We start from the raw sequence: 17,423 nt of genomic DNA, 5'->3' as shown, positions 1-17,423 counted from the left end.
GCCTGTGCAGCCGTAAGACTGCACAGACCGACACTGCGCCCGTTTCAACCTCAAACCGGCTTATCCACACTTCACTTCAAGCTGTGGACGACGCAGACCACGCGCACCAGCCCGGTGAAATTCTTCACCCCGCCGTGACGCAAATGCACCTCGCGGTCCACGTGCGACAACAAGGTACTCACCGAGCAGCCGTTGAGGGTGGCCATTTCGCCCAGAATGTCCCAATAGACCTGCTCGAGCCGCAGGCAGGTCGCAAAACCGTTCAAGCGCACCGACCGCGATAACGGCCGGGCCAAGCCCATATCAAATTCACTGACAAACGGGTCAATCTTTATCGCCGGTTGCGCGACAAACCTCCATTCGCGCTCACTTTGTCCATAAACCATAGCGCTGACACTCCTTTGCCATCCGTGGTTTTCATCAGATCAGTTCTCCTGAATCCTTATAAAAACGCAGGCGCAAAGTTATAGCCAGATGACTTTATGACCATCGACGTAGGATAAGCCAACAAATGAGGGAGGATCCTGGACACGGTCCTAGGCCGGACAGTTTCCTACAGCTGCACGGCGACTTTCCGCAGCCGAATAGAGATTCCGGCTACAAGAACCGCGGTGCACGAACAACGCCGCTGGCGTCATCCGCGCACCTTCGCACTTAGTGATCCAGCAGCGAACGGAGCATCCACGCGGTTTTTTCGTGGACTTGCATACGCTGGGTCAGCAGGTCGGCCGTGGGCTCGTCACTGACTTTGTCCAGCAGCGGGAAGATCCCGCGCGCGGTGCGGGTGACCGCCTCTTGCCCGTCGACCAGTTGCTTGATCATGTCTTCGGCGCTCGGCACGCCCTCTTCTTCTTTAATAGAAGAAAGCCGCGCGTACACCGAATAGGCGCCAGGCGCCGGGAAGCCCAGCGCACGAATACGCTCGGCGATCGAATCGACTGCCAGCGCCAGCTCGTTGTATTGCTCTTCGAACATCAGGTGCAGGGTCCGGAACATCGGCCCGGTGACGTTCCAGTGGAAGTTGTGGGTTTTCAGGTACAACACGTAGGTGTCCGACAGCAGACGCGACAGCCCGTCGACGATGGACTTGCGATCCTCTTCACTGATACCGATATCGATTGCCATGCTTATCCCCTAAAGGTGATGAAATTCGTCCGACAAGTGCAGGACCACTGTAGCAAGGCTGTCCACGCCATGCAGCCCCGGATAATTGCCCAGCCTGCGACAAATCGCCCAAGGGTCGCCGCCCGACTGCCTGATTTGAGTAGCCGCAGGCTTTGCTGTTAAATAGGCAGCGTGTCGTCATTCCCTTATTTTTCCGGGGGCCGGCGCATAGGCTGATAGCGGGTACGTGTCCACCGCCTCTTATTGTTCTGAAGCGAACCGTGCCTTGTCAGCTCTTCCTTGTGATCCGTCTTAACGTGAGTCAATCAAAATGTTGAAAATCGTCCACCTGCTAATGGGCGCAGCAGCTTTGCTGCTGTCCTTCATCCCTAGCCTGCAATCCGAAGCGGTACCTTACCTGCAACAACCCGATGCACTTTACCTGGCCTTTTTCGGCCTGCTCAACCTGACCCTCGCGCCGGTTATCCCTTACTGGAACAAAGGTCCTCGCCACCAACTGCAAAACCTCGTCAGCGCTCTGCTGGTCCTGGCTGTGGTGCTGCAAACCCTGACACTGATCGCTCCGATGCCGGTTATTGCCGGTCAACCTGCGGTGCTGTTCAGCCTCGTTGTTACCCTGGTTGCCGTGTTTCTGCACTTGGCCATCAGCTTCTACAAATCGTCACCGGCCGCCTCCTCGCCAAGCTATGACATGAGCAACCGCGATACCGGCACCGTCAAGTGGTTCAACACCTCCAAAGGCTTCGGCTTTATCTCGCGCGATTCGGGCGATGATATTTTCGTGCACTTTCGCGCCATTCGTGGCGAAGGCCACCGCGTTCTGGTCGAAGGCCAGCGCGTGGAGTTTTCGGTGATGAACCGCGACAAAGGCCTGCAAGCCGAAGACGTGATCGCCGCACTGCCCCGTCGCTGATCCCAAGCGATAAAAAAACCGCGAACAGCCTGGCTGTTCGCGGTTTTTTATTGCCCGGGGTTTGTCCGGCGTTCTTGCCTTCTCAACCCTTGCGTTCTTGACCCTTGCCTTATTAATAGTGCGGCGGTGGCGCCTCTTCTTCGGAGGACTCGAACTGCCCGGCCATTTCTTCCTGACGGCGCAGCAACGCCGACATTTGCAGTTGCAGGCGTTCGACCACGCGCTGCTGCGCCACCAGCACATCGTTCAATGACTGAATGGTGTCGTCCTGAAACGCCAGACGGCTCTCCAGATCGTTGACGCGCTCTTCGAGATTCATCGCTTACACGCTCCCTTCAGATGACAACCAGGTGATTTGATCGGCAAGCACCGAGCGCAGCCGCTCGCGAATCGCTGCGACCTGCTCGGCGGTGTACGGCTTGGCCGGGTGCTTGCCCCAGACCGGCGCCGGCCACGCGGCATCGTCGCGCTGGCGCACAATCACATGCATGTGCAGTTGGCTGACCACGTTGCCCAGCGTCGCGACATTCATTTTGTCGGCGTCGAACAGGTCTTTGAGCATCTCCGCCAATGCGTTGGTTTCCTGCCAGAGCTGCTGCTGATCATCGACATCCAATTGAAACAACTCGCTGATATCTTCGCGGCGCGGCACCAGGATGAACCACGGGTAATTCGCGTCGTTGGACAGCAGCAGCCGGCAGAGAGGGAAATCACCGATGGGTAAAGTGTCTTGTTGAAGTTGTGGATCTAAAGCGAACACTGCGCGCACTCCCGCCTGGTTCATCAGTTTCAGCTTAGCGCCCCGGCTCCAAGGCCGCGCGCCAAGCGACAGGACGGCAGCATACCCGCGAATGCCCTGCCGCCGGAACCCGCGCCCCGCCATGAGACATTTTTACGGCGAACGCACCATTACAGAACCAGGCGCTCGGCGAAAACAGCCGAAGTGACTGACAAACGCTCACCCGCCCACCTCGCGCCTGTGGCCAAGCTGTATGAATTCGACACAGTGATTGAAATTTTCTGCACCAAAACCGCACATCGCGTCTACGCTGAGGCGGTCGGGGATCCGCCAATTACTCACTTCAGGGGTGAACCGGTAACGTTTTTCGTGGTCGCGCATTTTTCAGGGTGCAGCAACACCAGGTCACGCATGGCGTCAAGCGCAAACAAAACGCACTTGAAACCCCCGGTTTTATGAGGTTTTTGCAGGGACCAGCACAATTTCTGAAAAAAACAGCAACAGAATCCAGGTTTGAGCACGCTTGTTGCATTCACTCCCATATCGCTTGGAAACGTCCACTGGAAGTGGCAGCGTTCAGGCAAATAAAAACAGCGGCAGGGTTGCCCGATGGAGTTTCAGAGGTTGCGCCAGGGACTCTTTTTAGCGACGCCAAAGCTTTGAAAAACAACGTCGAAGTTGTTTGTCCGCTTGCGTCGAGGTTGTAAATTTGCGACATCTACACAGCTGTTTGCGACAGGGTCGTAAAGAAGCTGAAAGGATAGATGAGCAAGTATCGCCAACATTGTCGGCGTGATATAAGTTTGCGCCGACACAAAAAGAAAGAGCCGCCCAGATAATAAAACAGGTGGGACGGCAGTACTCTTCTAAAAACCAAAGGAGCAAATCACGATGCGCGTGATGAAGTGGAGCATAATCGCACTGGCTGTTTCAGCAGGCACCTCGCAGTTCGCAATCGCGTCCTCCCAGGACGAGTCCAAAGGCTTTATCGAAGACCAAAGTCTGAAAGCCAAGACCCGTATCCAGTACATGAACCGTGATTTCAAGAACGGTGCCGGTAACATCGCCAAAGGTGATGGCACCTTTGAAAGCGGCTATCGTCAGGACACTGGTATCAGCGAGCTGATCACTTACGAGTCCGGTTTCACCCAAGGCACCATCGGCGTAGGCCTGGATGCAATGGTGATGGGTTCGGCGAAACTGGACGGTGGTTCGGGGCGTCGCGGTAACGGCCTGTTCGCTAACGACAGCGAGGGCAACCCGGAAAAGACTCAGTCCAAGTCCGGCGCAGCAGTGAAGTTCCGCCTCTCCGACACAACTCTGAAATACGGCCAGCAATTCGTTGCCAGCCCAGTATTTGCTACCGATGACAGCCGTCTGCTGCCAGAAGTCGCGACCGGTACTCTGATCACCTCCAAAGAGATCAAGAACCTGGAACTGAGCGCAGGTCGCTTCACCTCCCTGAGCAAGCAAACCGGCATGGGTCGTGACAGCATCGGCGGTCTCTCCGATGAAAACGGTTTTGGCGGCAAAGGCCTGACCAACATCAATATCTTCGGCGCCAGCTACGCCTTCACCGATAACTTCACCGGTGCAGTAGCGGCTTCCGACGCTGATGACTACTTCAAGAAGCAGTACATCAACCTGAACTACACCCTGCCGATCAACGAAGATCAGTCGCTGAACTTCGACTTCAACGGGTACAACACCAAAGGCGAGAAGCGCGGCGACCTGGTCGACGCAATCGGCGACGGCACCACCGGCGTAGACAACAAACTGTGGTCCCTGGCAGCTGCTTACAGCCTCGGCGCACACAAGTTCACCGTCGCTCACCAGCGCTCCAGCGGTGACAACGGCTACTACTACGGCGTTGACGGTAACGGCACGATCTTCGTAGCCAACTCCATTCAGATCTCCGACTTCGTGGGCCGCGACGAGCGCTCCTGGCAGGCTCGCTACGACCTGAACATGAAAACTTACGGCGTTCCTGGCCTGAGCTTCATGACCCGTTACGTAATGGGTGACAACATCAAGACCAACGGTCTGGGTGAAGGCAAGGAAAACGAGTGGAACGTTGAGTCCAAGTACGTATTCCAGGACGGTCCGGCAAAAGACCTGTCGATGCGTCTGCGTTTCGCCAACTACCGCTCGAACGGCGCGTACAGCGGCTACGCTTCTGACAACTACGACACCCGCCTGATCATTGAGTACCCGCTGACCATCCTGTAATCAGGATGTAAAACGGTCGTACTGTAGAGCTCTGCTCTGACAAAAACCGCTCACCTGTTTCAGGTGGGCGGTTTTTTTATGCGCGTTACAACGCAACTTCGAAAGCAAGCTAACTAACTTCAACTAATAACATTAGCCAGCTATCTTTCCGGAAGTGCAGACATAAAAAAACCCAAGAGCCTTACCGACTCTTGGGCTGCCGCTTTTAAGTTGACTGAACGGCCAACTAAAAAAGCTGCTGGCCAAATTCAACAGACTTATTGCACTGGTGCTTCCTGAACCACGCGAATAACTCGCTGCGGAAACGGAATATCAATGCCGGCACTTTTCAGACGGTCACGCGCCTGTTCGTTGAACATGAACATCACATCCCAGTAATCCGCAGTCTTCACCCACACACGCAGCGAAACAGTGATTGAGCTGTCACCCAACGTCGAGATAACGGCTTGCGGTGCCGGGTCGGTCATCACGCGCTCATCGTTGGCCAGGTCGAGCAGCACTTGACGGGCTTTCTGCAAGTCCGCTTCGTAGTCCACGCCGACATCGAACACAACTTTGCGGGTTGGCTGACGATTGGTGTTGGTGATGATGCCGTTCGACAGATTGCCGTTTGGCACGATGATGGTTTTGTTGTCGCCGGTGCGCAGCACTGTGTGGAAGATCTGAATGCTGTCGACCGTGCCGGACACGCCTTGGGCTTCGATCCAGTCACCGATGCGGAACGGACGGAACAACAGAATCAGCACGCCGCCCGCGAAGTTCGCCAGGCTGCCCTGCAATGCCAGGCCGATTGCCAGACCTGCGGCACCGATGGCGGCAACGAACGAGGTGGTCTCGACGCCGATCATCGATGCGACGCTGACAATCAGCAGCACTTTGAGAATGATGTTGGCCAGGCTGCTGATGAAACCTTGCAGCGCCAGGTCGGCGTTACGCAGGGCCAGCAGGCCGCCGAGTTTTTGCGTGACTTTGTTGATCAGCCACCAGCCGATGGCCAGGGTGATCACCGCCAGCAGCACACGGCTGCCGTATTCCATGATCATCGGGATCCAGGCCTGCGAGGCCTTTACCAAATGGTCCACTTCAGTATTCAAATCCATCTACTTTCTCCGGGGTCAGCACAATCCTGCTATGGCAGCGAGCCTGCGCGCGATGGCGCTGAGTCATTCAACACAGGTGTCGAATGCCACGACCTCATCGCGAGCAGGCTCACTGCCACAGGATTGTGTGTTGCGAGGGTCAGTCGCGGAAGTTGTTGAACTGCAGCGGCATGTCGAACGTCTTGGCGCGCAGGGCCGCGATGGCTTCCTGCAAATCGTCGCGCTTCTTGCCGGTGATCCGCACTTGCTCGCCCTGAATGGCGGCCTGGACCTTGAGCTTGGCGTCCTTGACGTGAGCGACGATTTTCTTCGCCAGCTCCTTGTCGATGCCTTCCTTGAGCACGGCTTCCTGCTTCATCAACTTGCCCGACGCATAAGCATCCTTGACCTCAAGGCACTGCACGTCGATCTTGCGCTTGACCAGCGCCAGCTTGAGGATTTCGATCATCGCTTCGAGCTGGAAATCGGCTTCAGCGGTCAGGTTGACGGTCAGCTCCTTTTCCTTGAACTCGAAAGTGCCCTTGCCTTTCAGGTCATAACGACGATCGAGTTCCTTGACGGCGTTCTCGACCGCGTTGGTGACTTCGTGTTTGTCCAGTTCGGATACCACGTCGAACGACGGCATGTAATTTCTCCAATAATCCGGTAAAAAAAGGCGCGCTCGATCACGATGGAGCGCGCTTGGCTTGCGGTTAAAATCGGGCTCATTATAACGGGTCTTTTCCAACCGATACTGCGAGCCTCTCATGCGTGCCTCAAACCGAGCAAAAAGCTGATGTCGACCACCTGGCATGTTCTCGGCGCCGGCAGCCTCGGCACGTTATGGGCCACCCGCCTGGCGCGCGCGGGGGTTGCGGTGCGTTTGATTGTGCGAGACGAAAATCGTTTAAACGCATATCACGCGGCGGGCGGCTTGACCCTGGTCGAGAACGGCAGCGCGAACACTTACGCCGTGCCCGCTGAAACACCTGACAGCGACGCGCCGATCAGCCGCTTGCTGGTCGCCTGCAAAGCCTACGACGCCGAGCACGCCGTGGCGCAACTGGCGTCGCGCCTGACGGAGGGCGCCGAACTGATCCTGTTGCAGAACGGCCTCGGCAGTCAGGACGCCGTGGCGGCGCGCGTGCCGCAAGCACGCTGCATCAGCGCGTCGAGCACCGAAGGCGCGTTTCGCGATGGCGATTGGCGCGTGGTGTTCGCCGGCCACGGTTACACCTGGCTCGGCGATGCCGGGCATCCGGTGGCGCCGATCTGGCTGGACGATTTGAACGCCGCCGGCATTCCCCACGAATGGAGCACCGAAATCCTCACGCGGCTGTGGCGCAAACTTGCGCTCAATTGCGCGATCAATCCGCTGACGGTGCTGCACGGTTGCCGCAACGGTGGGTTGCAGGACCATCATTGCGAAGTCGCCACGCTCTGCGTCGAGCTGACCGAGCTGCTCGAGCGCTGCGGCCAGCCCGCTGCTGCCGAGGACTTGCAGCAGGAAGTGGAACGGGTGATCCAGGCCACCGCCGCCAATTACTCGTCGATGTATCAGGATGTCGCCAATCAGCGCCGCACTGAAATCAGCTATCTGTTGGGCCATGTGTGCAAAGTCGCGGCGCGGCATCAGTTGAACCTGCCGCACCTCAATCAATTGCAGCAGCGCCTGGTCACGCATCTGCACAGCCTTGGATTGCCCAGCGACTGAGCAGCGGCTACGCTGGCGACTTGTTCCCTTTCAGCGACGAACCTGATGCCATTGCGCCAGCGCCTCGAAAACCTTCCCGTCGGCCAGAAATTGCTGGCCGCTTTGCTGGTGCTGTTGATCACCGTGCTGCTGGTCGCCAACCTGACGTTTATCAGCGCCGCGTATTACATTTCCCAGGAAAGCATGGCGCCGCAGGCCCTGCAAACCATCGGCCGGCTGGTGTCGAATCCGAGTCTGGTGTCCGAAGCGTTGCAGTCGCCGCAAAGCGCCGACCGCCTGCTCAAGGAACTCAACAGTTATTCACCGTTGCGCGCCGCAGCACTGTACGACGGTAACGGCGAGCGTCTCGCGCAGTTGCAGCACGGCGACAAACTGAAGTTGCCGGAGCGCTATCGGCACATCGAAGCCTGGCAATCCACGGAGTTTCGCAGCAACCAGATCATCACCCTGCCCCGCCCCGGTACTCAGCCGGGGCATTTGCTGTTGGTGGCCAGCAGCGAATTGCCGATGGCGTTTTACACCGGCACCCTGACCGCGAGCCTCGGCATCCTGATCTTCAGTGTGTTGCTGTGGCTGGTGATTGCGCGGCAGATCAAACGCCTGATCACCCGGCCGATTCATCAACTCGAAGAGCTCTCGCGCCAAGTCACCCGCGAAGAGAACTATGCGCTGCGCGCCTCTCGCGGCAACCACGACGAAATCGGCAGCCTCGCCGAGGCGTTCAACACCATGCTGTCGCGGATCGAGGCGCGCGAGCAGCAGCTCAAGCGCGCCCGCGATGAGTCGCAAGAGGCTTACGATCAGGCACAAGGTCTGGCGGAAGAAACCCGCCACACCAACCGCAAACTGGAACTGGAAGTGCAGGTGCGGAGCAAGATCGAGAAGAAACTCACCGGTTTCCAGAACTACCTCAACAGCATCATCGACTCGATGCCTTCGGCGCTGATCGCCCTCGATGAGCAGCTCTACGTCACACAGTGGAATCAGGAGGCCAGCGCCCTGTCCGGCACGCGTCTGGACGAAGCGCTGAACCAGCCGATCTTCCTCGCGTTCGAACCGCTCAAGCCGTTTTTGCCGCAACTCAAGCAAACCGTCGAACAGCACACCGTGGCGAAAATCGAGCGCGTGACCTGGATCAAGGACGATGAAGCCAAGCATTACGCGCTGACGTTCTATCCGCTGATGGGCGGCGCCGGGCGTGGCGTGGTGATCCGCATCGATGACATCACCCAGCGCCTGTCGCTGGAAGAAATGATGGTGCAATCGGAAAAAATGCTTTCGGTCGGTGGCCTCGCCGCGGGCATGGCCCACGAAATCAACAACCCGCTGGGCGCGATCCTGCACAACGTGCAGAACATCCGCCGACGCCTGTCGCCGGAGCTGCCGAAAAACCTCGAACAAGCGGAACAGGTCGGCATTGAGCTGGAAACCGTCAATCAATACCTGCAAGCGCGGGAAGTCCCGCAATTGCTCGATGGCATCCAGCAGGCCGGCGCGCGGGCGGCAAAGATCGTCACGCACATGCTCAGTTTCAGCCGTCGCAGCACGCGGCAAATGGCCCCGTGCGACTTGCCGGCGCTGATCGACCAAGCCGTGGAAATCGCCGGTAACGACTTTGATCTGGCGATCGGTTTTGACTTCAAGGGCCAGGCGATCATTCGCCAGTTCGACCCCGCGCTCGGCCCGGTGCCCGGCACTGCCAACGAACTGGAACAAGTGCTGCTCAATCTGTTGAAGAACGCCGCGCAGGCGATTCACCAGCGTGAAGACGACAGCGAGCCGGGGCGGATCATTCTGCGGACCAAACTCAATCCGCCGTGGGCCGAGATTCAGGTCGAGGACAACGGCATCGGCATGAGCGAGAACGTGCGCAAACGCACCTTCGAGCCGTTTTTCACCACCAAGGAAATCGGCCAGGGCACCGGGCTCGGTTTGTCCGTTTCGTATTTCATCATCACCAACAACCACAAAGGTCAGATGGAAGTGCAATCGACCCTCGGCCAGGGCACTTGTTTCACTTTGCGCCTGCCGTTGGCGGGCACCCCGCTGGTCTCTCAAGAACTCAATCAGCTACCGAGGTAACCATGGGCTTTCGCTTGTCGAAGATTTACACCCGCACCGGCGACAAAGGCGAGACCGGCCTGGGCGATGGCCGCCGCGTGCCCAAGGATCACCCGCGCATCGAGGCGATTGGCGAGGTCGATACGTTGAACAGTCAGGTCGGCGTGTTGCTGGCCGGGTTGGCGGCGGAAAGCGCCGTGTATCCGGGTTTGAATGAAGTGATCGAGGTGTTGGCGCCGTGTCAGCATCGCTTGTTCGACCTCGGTGGCGAACTGGCGATGCCGGTTTACCAGGCGTTGAACGACGCGGAAATCGAGCGCCTGGAAGCGGCGATTGATCTGTGGAACGAAGAGCTGGGGCCGCTGGAGAATTTCATTCTGCCGGGCGGTTCGGCGTTGATTGCGCAAGCGCATGTGTGCCGAAGCCTGGCGCGCAGTGCCGAGCGCCGGTGTCAGCATTTGAATGCGGTAGAGCCGCTGACCGGGGTTGGGCTGGCGTATATCAATCGCTTGTCGGATTTGCTGTTTGTGGCGGCACGGCTGATTGCCAAGCGCCAGGGAATCGCCGAGATATTGTGGCAACCGGCGGCGAAGCCTCAGGTGTAGTCGGCGCCTTCGAGGACGCCTTCGCGGGCAAGCCTCGCTCCTACACGGTTTATGCTGTTCGCGGATGTTGTGAACGACACAAATCCTGTAGGAGCGAGGCTTGCCCGCGAAGAGGCCAGCCGCTAGACCAAAGAATCGGGCCAGAACGCGCGAATCCCCGCCACACCCTGTGCCCCTGCTTTCCAGGCTTGCTGCCGGTCCGCCGGGCCAACGCCACCCAACAAGAACACCGGTTTGCTGAAACCGGCGATCAGGCTTGCAGCCTGTTCCCAACCCAACGGCTGCGCATCCGGGTGAGTCTGGGTCGGTTGCACCGGCGACAACGTCACGAAGTCCACGCCCATTTGCTCGGCCAGCGCCAGTTCTTCTGCGTCATGGCAGGACGCCGCCAACCAGCGCGACGCCGGCAGCGGGCGGCCCTTCTGCGCATATTTGCGCAATTGCGCGGCGGTGATGTGCCAACCGGCGGACGGGAAATCGCCCAGCCATTCGAACGGTCCCTTGATCATCAACTGCGCTTTGCCGGCACACAGCCCCGCCGCGTCCACCGCCAAATCGCGATATTTCGGGTCGTAGCCGTTCGGCGCGCGCAGTTGGATCAGCTTGATGCCGCTGGCAATGGCTTTCTGGATGCCGCGCAGCAGCGCCGGGGTTTCCAGGTCTTCCGGGGTAATCAGGTACTCGGCCGGCAACCGCGCGGCGGCGACGATCGGCTGGTTGGCCGCAGGAAATTCGTAATTGAGCAAATCGCGCTGGGCGACCCACTCCAACGGCTGGCCTTCAACGCCATGCGGCTCACCGCTAAACGCCGAGACTTCCCAGACATCCAGCAACACCTGCTTGTCCGGGTAGTCGTGTTGAACCTTGATCAGCGGCCGTGCGGCGCTGACGACAATGCCCAACTCTTCCTGCAGCTCGCGGGCCAGAGCGGTTTCGACCGACTCGTCAGCCTCGACTTTGCCACCGGGGAATTCCCACAAACCGCCCTGATGCTGGGTATCGGCACGGCGTGCAATCAAAATCTTGCCAGCGCTGTCACGGATGACGGCGGCGGCGACGTGAACTCGTTTCACTGCGTTACCTCCGCAAGACCGGCTTTCTGCCAGGCCTTGAAAAACGGCCATTGGTAAATGGTTTCAACATAAGCCTCGTCCGCCGCCGGCAACTTCACCCGGTAAGTGCGCAGACGCACGGCAATCGGCGCGAAAAACGCATCGGCCAGCGAGGCAGGGCCAAACAGGAACGGCCCGGTTTCACTCGCCACCGCGCGACATTCTGCCCACAGCGCCAGCATGCGCTGGATTTCCGCTGCAACCTCTGGCGGCGTCGATGGCAGTGCCTGGTCGCGACTCAAGTCGAACGGCATATTGCTGCGCATCGCAAAAAATCCGCTGTGCATTTGCGCACAGGCCGAACGGGCCTGGGCGCGCGCGGCGGTGTCTTTGGGCCAGAGGTTGGCCTCGGGGAATTGTTCAGCGAGGTATTCGGCGATGGCCAGCGAATCGGCGATCAAGCCGTGGGCGGTTTTCAGCAGCGGCACTTTGCCGGTCGGCGAATGCTTGAGCACACGTTCGCGGGTGTCGGGCTGATTGAGTTTGATCAGTTCTTCGGTGTACGCAGCGCCGGTCAGGTCGAGCGCCAAGGCACCGCGCAGGGACCAGGAGGAATAAAGTTTGTCGCCGATGATCAGGTGCAGGCTCATGTTCGGGACCTTTTTTGTTGAGGAATTCAGGGCCGGAATCTTTGGCGTCTGGTCGGGCCTCTTCGCGGGCAAGCCTCGCTCCTACAAGGGCGATGTCCTACCTGTAGGAGCGAGGCTTGCCCGCGAATGAGGCGCCGCGGTCTTACGTTCGGTATTCGGCGTTGATCTTCACGTATTCGTGGGACAGGTCGGTGGTCCAGATGGTTTCGCTGCAATCGCCGCGACCCAGCTCGATCCGAATGGTGATTTCTTCCTGCTGCATCACCGCCGAGCCCTGGGCTTCGGTGTAGGTCTCGGCGCGCGCGCCACGGCTGGCAATGCACACGTCACCGAGGAACACATCGATCTTGCTCACGTCGAGGTTCGGCACACCGGCACGGCCGACGGCGGCGAGGATGCGCCCCCAGTTCGGGTCAGAGGCGAACAGCGCGGTTTTGATCAGCGGCGAGTGCGCCACGGTGTAACCGACGTCGAGACATTCCTGGTGATTGCCGCCGCCATTGACTTCGACGGTGACAAACTTGGTCGCGCCTTCGCCGTCACGCACGATGGCCTGGGCCACGTCCATGCACACTTCGAACACCGCTTGTTTGAGCTTGGCGAACAGTTCGCCGCTGGCCGCAGTGATTTCCGGCAGCGCAGCCTGACCGGTGGCGATCAGCATGCAGCAGTCGTTGGTCGAGGTGTCGCCGTCGATGGTGATGCGGTTGAACGACTTGTTGGCGCCGTCCAGCATCAGGTTTTGCAGCACATCACGGGAGACTTTGGCGTCAGTGGCGATGTAGCCGAGCATGGTTGCCATGTTCGGGCGGATCATCCCCGCGCCCTTGCTGATGCCGGTGACGGTGATGGTCACGCCGTCATGTTCGAACTGGCGGCTGGCGCCTTTCGGCAAGGTGTCGGTGGTCATGATGCCGGTGGCGGCGGCTGCCCAATTGTTTACCGACAGATCATCAAGCGCGGCTTGCAGTGCGCCTTCGATTTTCTCGACCGGCAGTGGCTCGCCGATCACGCCGGTGGAATACGGCAGCACCAGGCTGGCGTCGACGCCAGTCAGTTCAGCCAGTTTCGCGCAAGTGCGTGCGGCGGCGGCGAGGCCAGGTTCGCCGGTGCCAGCGTTGGCATTGCCGGTGTTGGTCAGCAGGTAACGCACCGGGCCTTGCACGCGTTGTTTGGCCAGAATCACTGGCGCGGCGCAAAACGCGTTCAGGGTGAACACGCCCGCAACGGTCGAACCTTCGGCGCAGCGCATGACCACGACATCCTTGCGCCCAGGGCGCTTGATGCCGGCCGAGGCAATACCGAGTTCAAAACCGGCAACCGGGTGCAACGTTGGCAAAGGACCAAGACCAACAGCCATGAATGCGCTCCTTAATAAATGATGTCAGCACCGGCGCCGCAGCGTCGGCGTTCAAATGGCAAAACGCCGCGACGGCTGATGCCGGTCGCGGCGCGGGGTATTCAGCGATTGAAACGGGTTTTACTGGATCTGCCCGTGGCAATGCTTGAATTTCTTGCCCGAACCGCAGTAGCACAGTTCGTTACGGCCCAGCTTCTGATCGTTGCGCACCGGCGCGGTGGCGAGGGCGACATCGACCTCTTCACCGAGCAGTTCCGGTTGCTCGAGACCCGGCGGTTCGTCGTGCTGGAATTGCATGCGCGCCGCCAGTGCCTCGGCTTCTTCACGCAGACGTTGCTCTTCGGCTTCCGGATCTTCGCGGCGCACCTGAACGTGCGACAACACACGGATCGAGTCGCGCTTGATCGAATCCAGCAGCTCGGAGAACAGCGTGTACGACTCGCGCTTGTACTCTTGCTTCGGGTTCTTCTGCGCATAACCACGCAAGTGGATGCCGTGACGCAGGTGATCCATGGTCGACAGGTGGTCTTTCCACAAATCATCAAGAACGCGCAGGACGATTTGCTTCTCGAAGGTGCGCAGCGCTTCGGCGCTTGCCGCTTCTTCTTTCTCGTTGTACGCCGCCAGCAGCTCGGTCATGAGCTTCTCGCGCAGGGTTTCTTCGTACAGGTGATCGTCTTCGTCGAGCCATTGCTGGATCGGCAACGCCACGCCGAAGTCGCTCTGCAACGCGGCTTCCAGACCGGCCACGTCCCACTGCTCTGGCAGCGATTGCGGTGGAATGTGCGCGCTGACCGTTGCGTTGAGCACGTCCTGACGGAAATCGGCGATGGTTTCGCCAATGTTGTCAGCGGCCAACAAACTGTTACGCATGTGATAAATCACTTTACGTTGTTCGTTGTTGACGTCATCGAACTCGAGCAATTGTTTACGAATGTCGAAGTTGCGCCCTTCAACCTTGCGCTGAGCCTTTTCGATGGCGTTGGTCACCATGCGGTGCTCGATCGCTTCGCCGGACTGCATGCCCAGGGCCTTCATGAAGTTCTTCACCCGATCAGAGGCGAAGATGCGCATCAGGCTGTCTTCCAGCGACAGGTAGAAGCGGCTGGAACCCGCGTCACCCTGACGACCGGCACGACCACGCAACTGGTTGTCGATACGGCGCGATTCGTGACGCTCGGAAGCGATTACCTGCAGACCGCCGGATTCCAGCACTTGCTGGTGACGCTTCTGCCAATCGGCCTTGATCTGGGCAATCTGCTCAGGGGTCGGGTCTTCGAGCGAAGCCACTTCCACTTCCCAGTTACCGCCCAACAGAATGTCGGTACCGCGACCAGCCATGTTGGTGGCGATGGTCAATGCGCCTGGGCGACCGGCCTGGGCAATGATTTCGGCTTCTTTTTCGTGGAACTTGGCGTTCAGAACCTTGTGTTCGATGCCTTCTTTCTCAAGCAGGCGCGACATGTGTTCCGAAGTTTCGATGGTTGCAGTACCCACCAGCACCGGACGGCCCTGGGTCATGCACTCCTTGATGTCGGCAACAATCGCCGCGTACTTCTCGTCGGCGGTGAGGAACACCAGGTCGTTGTAGTCTTTACGCGCCAGCGGCTTGTTCGGCGGGATAACCATTACCGACAGACCGTAGATCTGGTGGAATTCGAACGCTTCGGTGTCGGCAGTACCGGTCATGCCGGACAGCTTGTTGTACAGACGGAAGTAGTTCTGGAACGTGGTCGACGCCAGGGTCTGGCTTTCGGCCTGAATATTCAGGTTTTCCTTGGCTTCGATGGCCTGGTGCAGGCCCTCGGACAGACGACGACCCGGCATGGTACGGCCGGTGTGTTCGTCGACCAGGACAACCTGACCGTCCTGCACGATGTATTCGATGTTGCGATGGAACAGTTTGTGCGCACGCAGACCGGCATACACGTGAGTCAGCAGGCCCAGGTTGTGCGCCGAGTACAGGCTCTCGCCCTCGGCAAGCATGCCGACGCGGGTGAGCATGTCTTCGATGAACTGGTGACCGGCTTCGTTGAGTTCGACCTGACGGGTCTTCTCGTCAACGGTGTAGTGGCCAGCCTTGGTGACTTCGCCTTCAACTTCTTCGACGTGCAGTTCCAGTTGCGGGATCAGTTTGTTGATCTCGACGTACATCTTGGAGCTGTCTTCAGCCTGACCGGAGATGATCAGCGGTGTACGGGCTTCGTCGATGAGAATCGAGTCGACTTCGTCGATCACGGCAAAATTGAGTTCGCGCTGGAATTTTTCTTCCATGCTGAACGCCATGTTGTCGCGCAGGTAGTCGAAACCGAATTCGTTGTTGGTGCCGTAGGTGATGTCCGCGGCGTAAGCCAGGCGCTTCTCTTCCGGCGGCTGGAATGGCGTGACCACACCGACCGACAGACCGAGGAATTCGTAGAGCGGACGCATCCAGTTGGCGTCACGACGAGCCAGGTAGTCGTTCACGGTTACTACGTGAACGCCCTTGCCGGACAGCGCGTTGAGGTAAACACCCAGCGTTGCCACCAGGGTCTTGCCTTCACCGGTACGCATTTCCGCGATCATGCCTTCATGCAAGGTCATGCCGCCGATCAACTGGACGTCAAAGTGACGCATACCCATGACACGTTTACCGGCTTCACGGGCGACCGCAAAGGCTTCTGGCAACAGCTTGTCGAGGGTTTCCCCTTTGGCGATGCGGGCCTTGAACTCGTCTGTCTTGGCACGCAACTGATCGTCCGAAAGGGCCACCATTTGCTCTTCGAAGGCATTGACGAGTTGCACCGTCTTGAGCATGCGTTTGACTTCACGCTCGTTCTTGCTTCCAAAAAGTTTCTTTAACAAAGGCGCAAACATATCGGCAGGATCTTCCACACTAAAGGGATGGAGGGCGGCCCCGTGAGTCGCCCGAGCAGCCCTCATGGCCGCATGCGAACGAGCATTCTACCCGGAAACGAAGGTGAGGAAAGTGGCGTTGTTCCACGATGCATGCACTGCGCTGTTACGGGGCTCACTTAAAATAAGGGCTTTTTGCTGAACTTCAAGCCATTCACGGCAGAAGTTACTTGTTGATTTAATGGGTAAAGCGCGCGCAAAGCAATGGGTCAGGCTGATCGAATGCTTTCTGCTACCATGGCCGCTCTGTTACTTCAGGTGTCTGATCATGGCATTTCGCCCCCTCACGGCCAGAGCACCCGCCGTTCTGCTTCGCGAAGCCAAACCGCTGAAAGCCATCTTCGGCCACGCTCAACGCCTGGGTCATTTACAACGTCTGGTGGAAAGCCAGTTGCAGCCTGCCGCACGCGAGCACTGCCATGTGGCGTCGTGGCGCGAAGGCAGCTTGCTGTTGATTGTCACCGACGGTCACTGGGCGACGCGCTTGCGTTACCAGCAAAAACGCCTGCAACGGCAATTGCAGTTGTTTGATGAGTTCGCCAGCCTGACGCGGATTCTATTCAAGGTTCAGCCGCCGACCGTGCAGCAAGGCGCGGCCGGGCACACGATCAGTTTATCCAGCGATGCGGGTGCGACCATTCAGGCGACGGCCGACGGGATCAGCGATCCGAATTTGCGGGCAGCGCTGGAGCGCCTGGCGGCGCACGCCAAACCCAAGGATTGACACACATCCTGTAGGAGCGAGGCTTGCCCGCGAAGAGGTCCTTGAGGGCGCCAAAAGCTTCGCGGGCGAGCCTCGCTCCTACATTGATTATGGCCATTCAGGTATTCAACGGCGTTTGCTGCCACCGAGCAACGACCCCATCAACCCGCGCACCAACTGTCGACCAATCTGATTAGCCGCCTGGCGCATCGCCGATTTCAACGCCTGCCCCGCCGCTGTGCCCAGAAACTCCCCGGCCTTGTCGGTGAAGCTCGGCTCCTCGGCAGCGGGTTTATCC

Annotated in this window: 17 protein-coding genes; 6 read left to right on the top strand and 11 right to left on the bottom strand. The window is 58.9% G+C overall.

The window, feature by feature from the left end:
* Positions 1-71: 71 nt before the first annotated feature.
* Together BI292_RS12035 and BI292_RS12030 are read right to left on the bottom strand one after the other, a co-directional pair.
* Positions 72-386, bottom strand: coding sequence for a ribbon-helix-helix domain-containing protein (locus BI292_RS12035; RefSeq protein ID WP_092278799.1), 315 nt, complete (start codon positions 384-386; stop codon positions 72-74).
* Between the two features lie 268 nt (positions 387-654).
* Complete coding sequence (locus tag BI292_RS12030; RefSeq protein WP_092278797.1) at positions 655-1,125, bottom strand: Dps family protein; 471 nt, start codon at positions 1,123-1,125, stop codon at positions 655-657.
* A 310-nt stretch (positions 1,126-1,435) separates the two neighbouring features.
* Here BI292_RS12030 and BI292_RS29345 point away from each other — a divergent pair, with 310 nt between their 5' ends.
* On the top strand, positions 1,436-2,038 hold the full coding sequence (locus BI292_RS29345; RefSeq protein WP_092278795.1) for a cold-shock protein: 603 nt from the start codon (positions 1,436-1,438) through the stop codon (positions 2,036-2,038).
* Between the two features lie 112 nt (positions 2,039-2,150).
* Here the strand turns inward: BI292_RS29345 and BI292_RS12020 are convergent, their stop codons facing one another.
* Both BI292_RS12020 and BI292_RS12015 read right to left on the bottom strand, forming a co-directional pair.
* Positions 2,151-2,357 (bottom strand): SlyX family protein, encoded by a 207-nt coding sequence (locus BI292_RS12020; protein ID WP_092278793.1) that lies wholly within the window; start codon positions 2,355-2,357, stop codon positions 2,151-2,153.
* Positions 2,358-2,360: 3 nt separating this feature from the next.
* Positions 2,361-2,798 carry an HIT domain-containing protein gene (locus BI292_RS12015; RefSeq protein WP_101208025.1) on the bottom strand — a complete coding sequence of 146 codons (438 nt, stop codon included), beginning with the start codon at positions 2,796-2,798 and terminating at the stop codon, positions 2,361-2,363.
* A gap of 870 nt (positions 2,799-3,668) precedes the next feature.
* Here BI292_RS12015 and BI292_RS12010 point away from each other — a divergent pair.
* Positions 3,669-5,006, top strand: coding sequence for an OprD family porin (locus tag BI292_RS12010; protein ID WP_101208006.1), 1,338 nt, complete (start codon positions 3,669-3,671; stop codon positions 5,004-5,006).
* 257 nt (positions 5,007-5,263) lie between these two features.
* On the opposite strand, the gene BI292_RS12005 is transcribed toward BI292_RS12010, so the two are convergent.
* Together BI292_RS12005 and BI292_RS12000 are read right to left on the bottom strand one after the other, a co-directional pair.
* Positions 5,264-6,106, bottom strand: coding sequence for a mechanosensitive ion channel family protein (locus BI292_RS12005; RefSeq protein ID WP_092278789.1), 843 nt, complete (start codon positions 6,104-6,106; stop codon positions 5,264-5,266).
* A 139-nt stretch (positions 6,107-6,245) separates the two neighbouring features.
* Positions 6,246-6,731, bottom strand: coding sequence for a YajQ family cyclic di-GMP-binding protein (locus BI292_RS12000; protein WP_008029244.1), 486 nt, complete (start codon positions 6,729-6,731; stop codon positions 6,246-6,248).
* Positions 6,732-6,881: 150 nt separating this feature from the next.
* On the opposite strand from BI292_RS12000, the gene BI292_RS11995 reads away from it, so the two are divergent.
* Genes BI292_RS11995 through BI292_RS11985 form a run of 3 tightly spaced genes read left to right on the top strand, consistent with a single transcriptional unit; the run spans position 6,882 to position 10,465 of the window.
* A complete protein-coding gene (locus BI292_RS11995; protein ID WP_101208005.1) occupies positions 6,882-7,799 on the top strand; it encodes a putative 2-dehydropantoate 2-reductase in 918 nt (305 codons plus the stop codon).
* Between the two features lie 45 nt (positions 7,800-7,844).
* Positions 7,845-9,881: a PAS domain-containing sensor histidine kinase gene (locus tag BI292_RS11990; RefSeq protein WP_092278785.1), complete on the top strand. Its 2,037-nt coding sequence runs from the start codon at positions 7,845-7,847 to the stop codon at positions 9,879-9,881.
* Positions 9,882-9,883: 2 nt separating this feature from the next.
* On the top strand, positions 9,884-10,465 hold the full coding sequence (locus BI292_RS11985; RefSeq protein WP_101208004.1) for a cob(I)yrinic acid a,c-diamide adenosyltransferase: 582 nt from the start codon (positions 9,884-9,886) through the stop codon (positions 10,463-10,465).
* 122 nt (positions 10,466-10,587) lie between these two features.
* On the opposite strand, the gene BI292_RS11980 is transcribed toward BI292_RS11985, so the two are convergent.
* From BI292_RS11980 to secA, 4 genes are all read right to left on the bottom strand, one after another.
* Positions 10,588-11,538 (bottom strand): Nudix family hydrolase, encoded by a 951-nt coding sequence (locus BI292_RS11980; RefSeq protein WP_101208003.1) that lies wholly within the window; start codon positions 11,536-11,538, stop codon positions 10,588-10,590.
* The gene (locus BI292_RS11975; protein WP_101208002.1) at positions 11,535-12,167 is read right to left on the bottom strand and encodes a glutathione S-transferase family protein; all 633 of its coding nucleotides are present in this window, start codon (positions 12,165-12,167) and stop codon (positions 11,535-11,537) included. The genes BI292_RS11980 and BI292_RS11975 overlap by 4 nt, the downstream gene beginning before the upstream one ends.
* Before the next feature lie 142 nt (positions 12,168-12,309).
* Positions 12,310-13,527: a bifunctional glutamate N-acetyltransferase/amino-acid acetyltransferase ArgJ gene (gene argJ, locus BI292_RS11970; RefSeq protein ID WP_101208001.1), complete on the bottom strand. Its 1,218-nt coding sequence runs from the start codon at positions 13,525-13,527 to the stop codon at positions 12,310-12,312.
* Between the two features lie 120 nt (positions 13,528-13,647).
* Positions 13,648-16,383, bottom strand: coding sequence for a preprotein translocase subunit SecA (gene secA, locus BI292_RS11965; protein ID WP_092278775.1), 2,736 nt, complete (start codon positions 16,381-16,383; stop codon positions 13,648-13,650).
* Positions 16,384-16,690: 307 nt separating this feature from the next.
* Between secA and BI292_RS11960 the strand changes: the two genes are divergently transcribed.
* Positions 16,691-17,146 carry a DUF721 domain-containing protein gene (locus BI292_RS11960; protein ID WP_092278773.1) on the top strand — a complete coding sequence of 152 codons (456 nt, stop codon included), beginning with the start codon at positions 16,691-16,693 and terminating at the stop codon, positions 17,144-17,146.
* Positions 17,147-17,251: 105 nt separating this feature from the next.
* Here BI292_RS11960 and BI292_RS11950 read toward each other — a convergent pair.
* Positions 17,252-17,423: helicase HerA-like domain-containing protein (locus BI292_RS11950; protein WP_157831253.1), on the bottom strand; the 172-nt coding region annotated here is incomplete at its 5' end.

Origin of the sequence: Pseudomonas sp. 43NM1, assembly GCF_002836905.1 — a bacterium.
GTDB classification, from domain to species: Bacteria; Pseudomonadota; Gammaproteobacteria; order Pseudomonadales; family Pseudomonadaceae; genus Aquipseudomonas; species Aquipseudomonas prosekii.
Note: the sequence above shows the minus strand (reverse complement) of the source record. Positions and strands in the feature narration are given on the sequence as shown.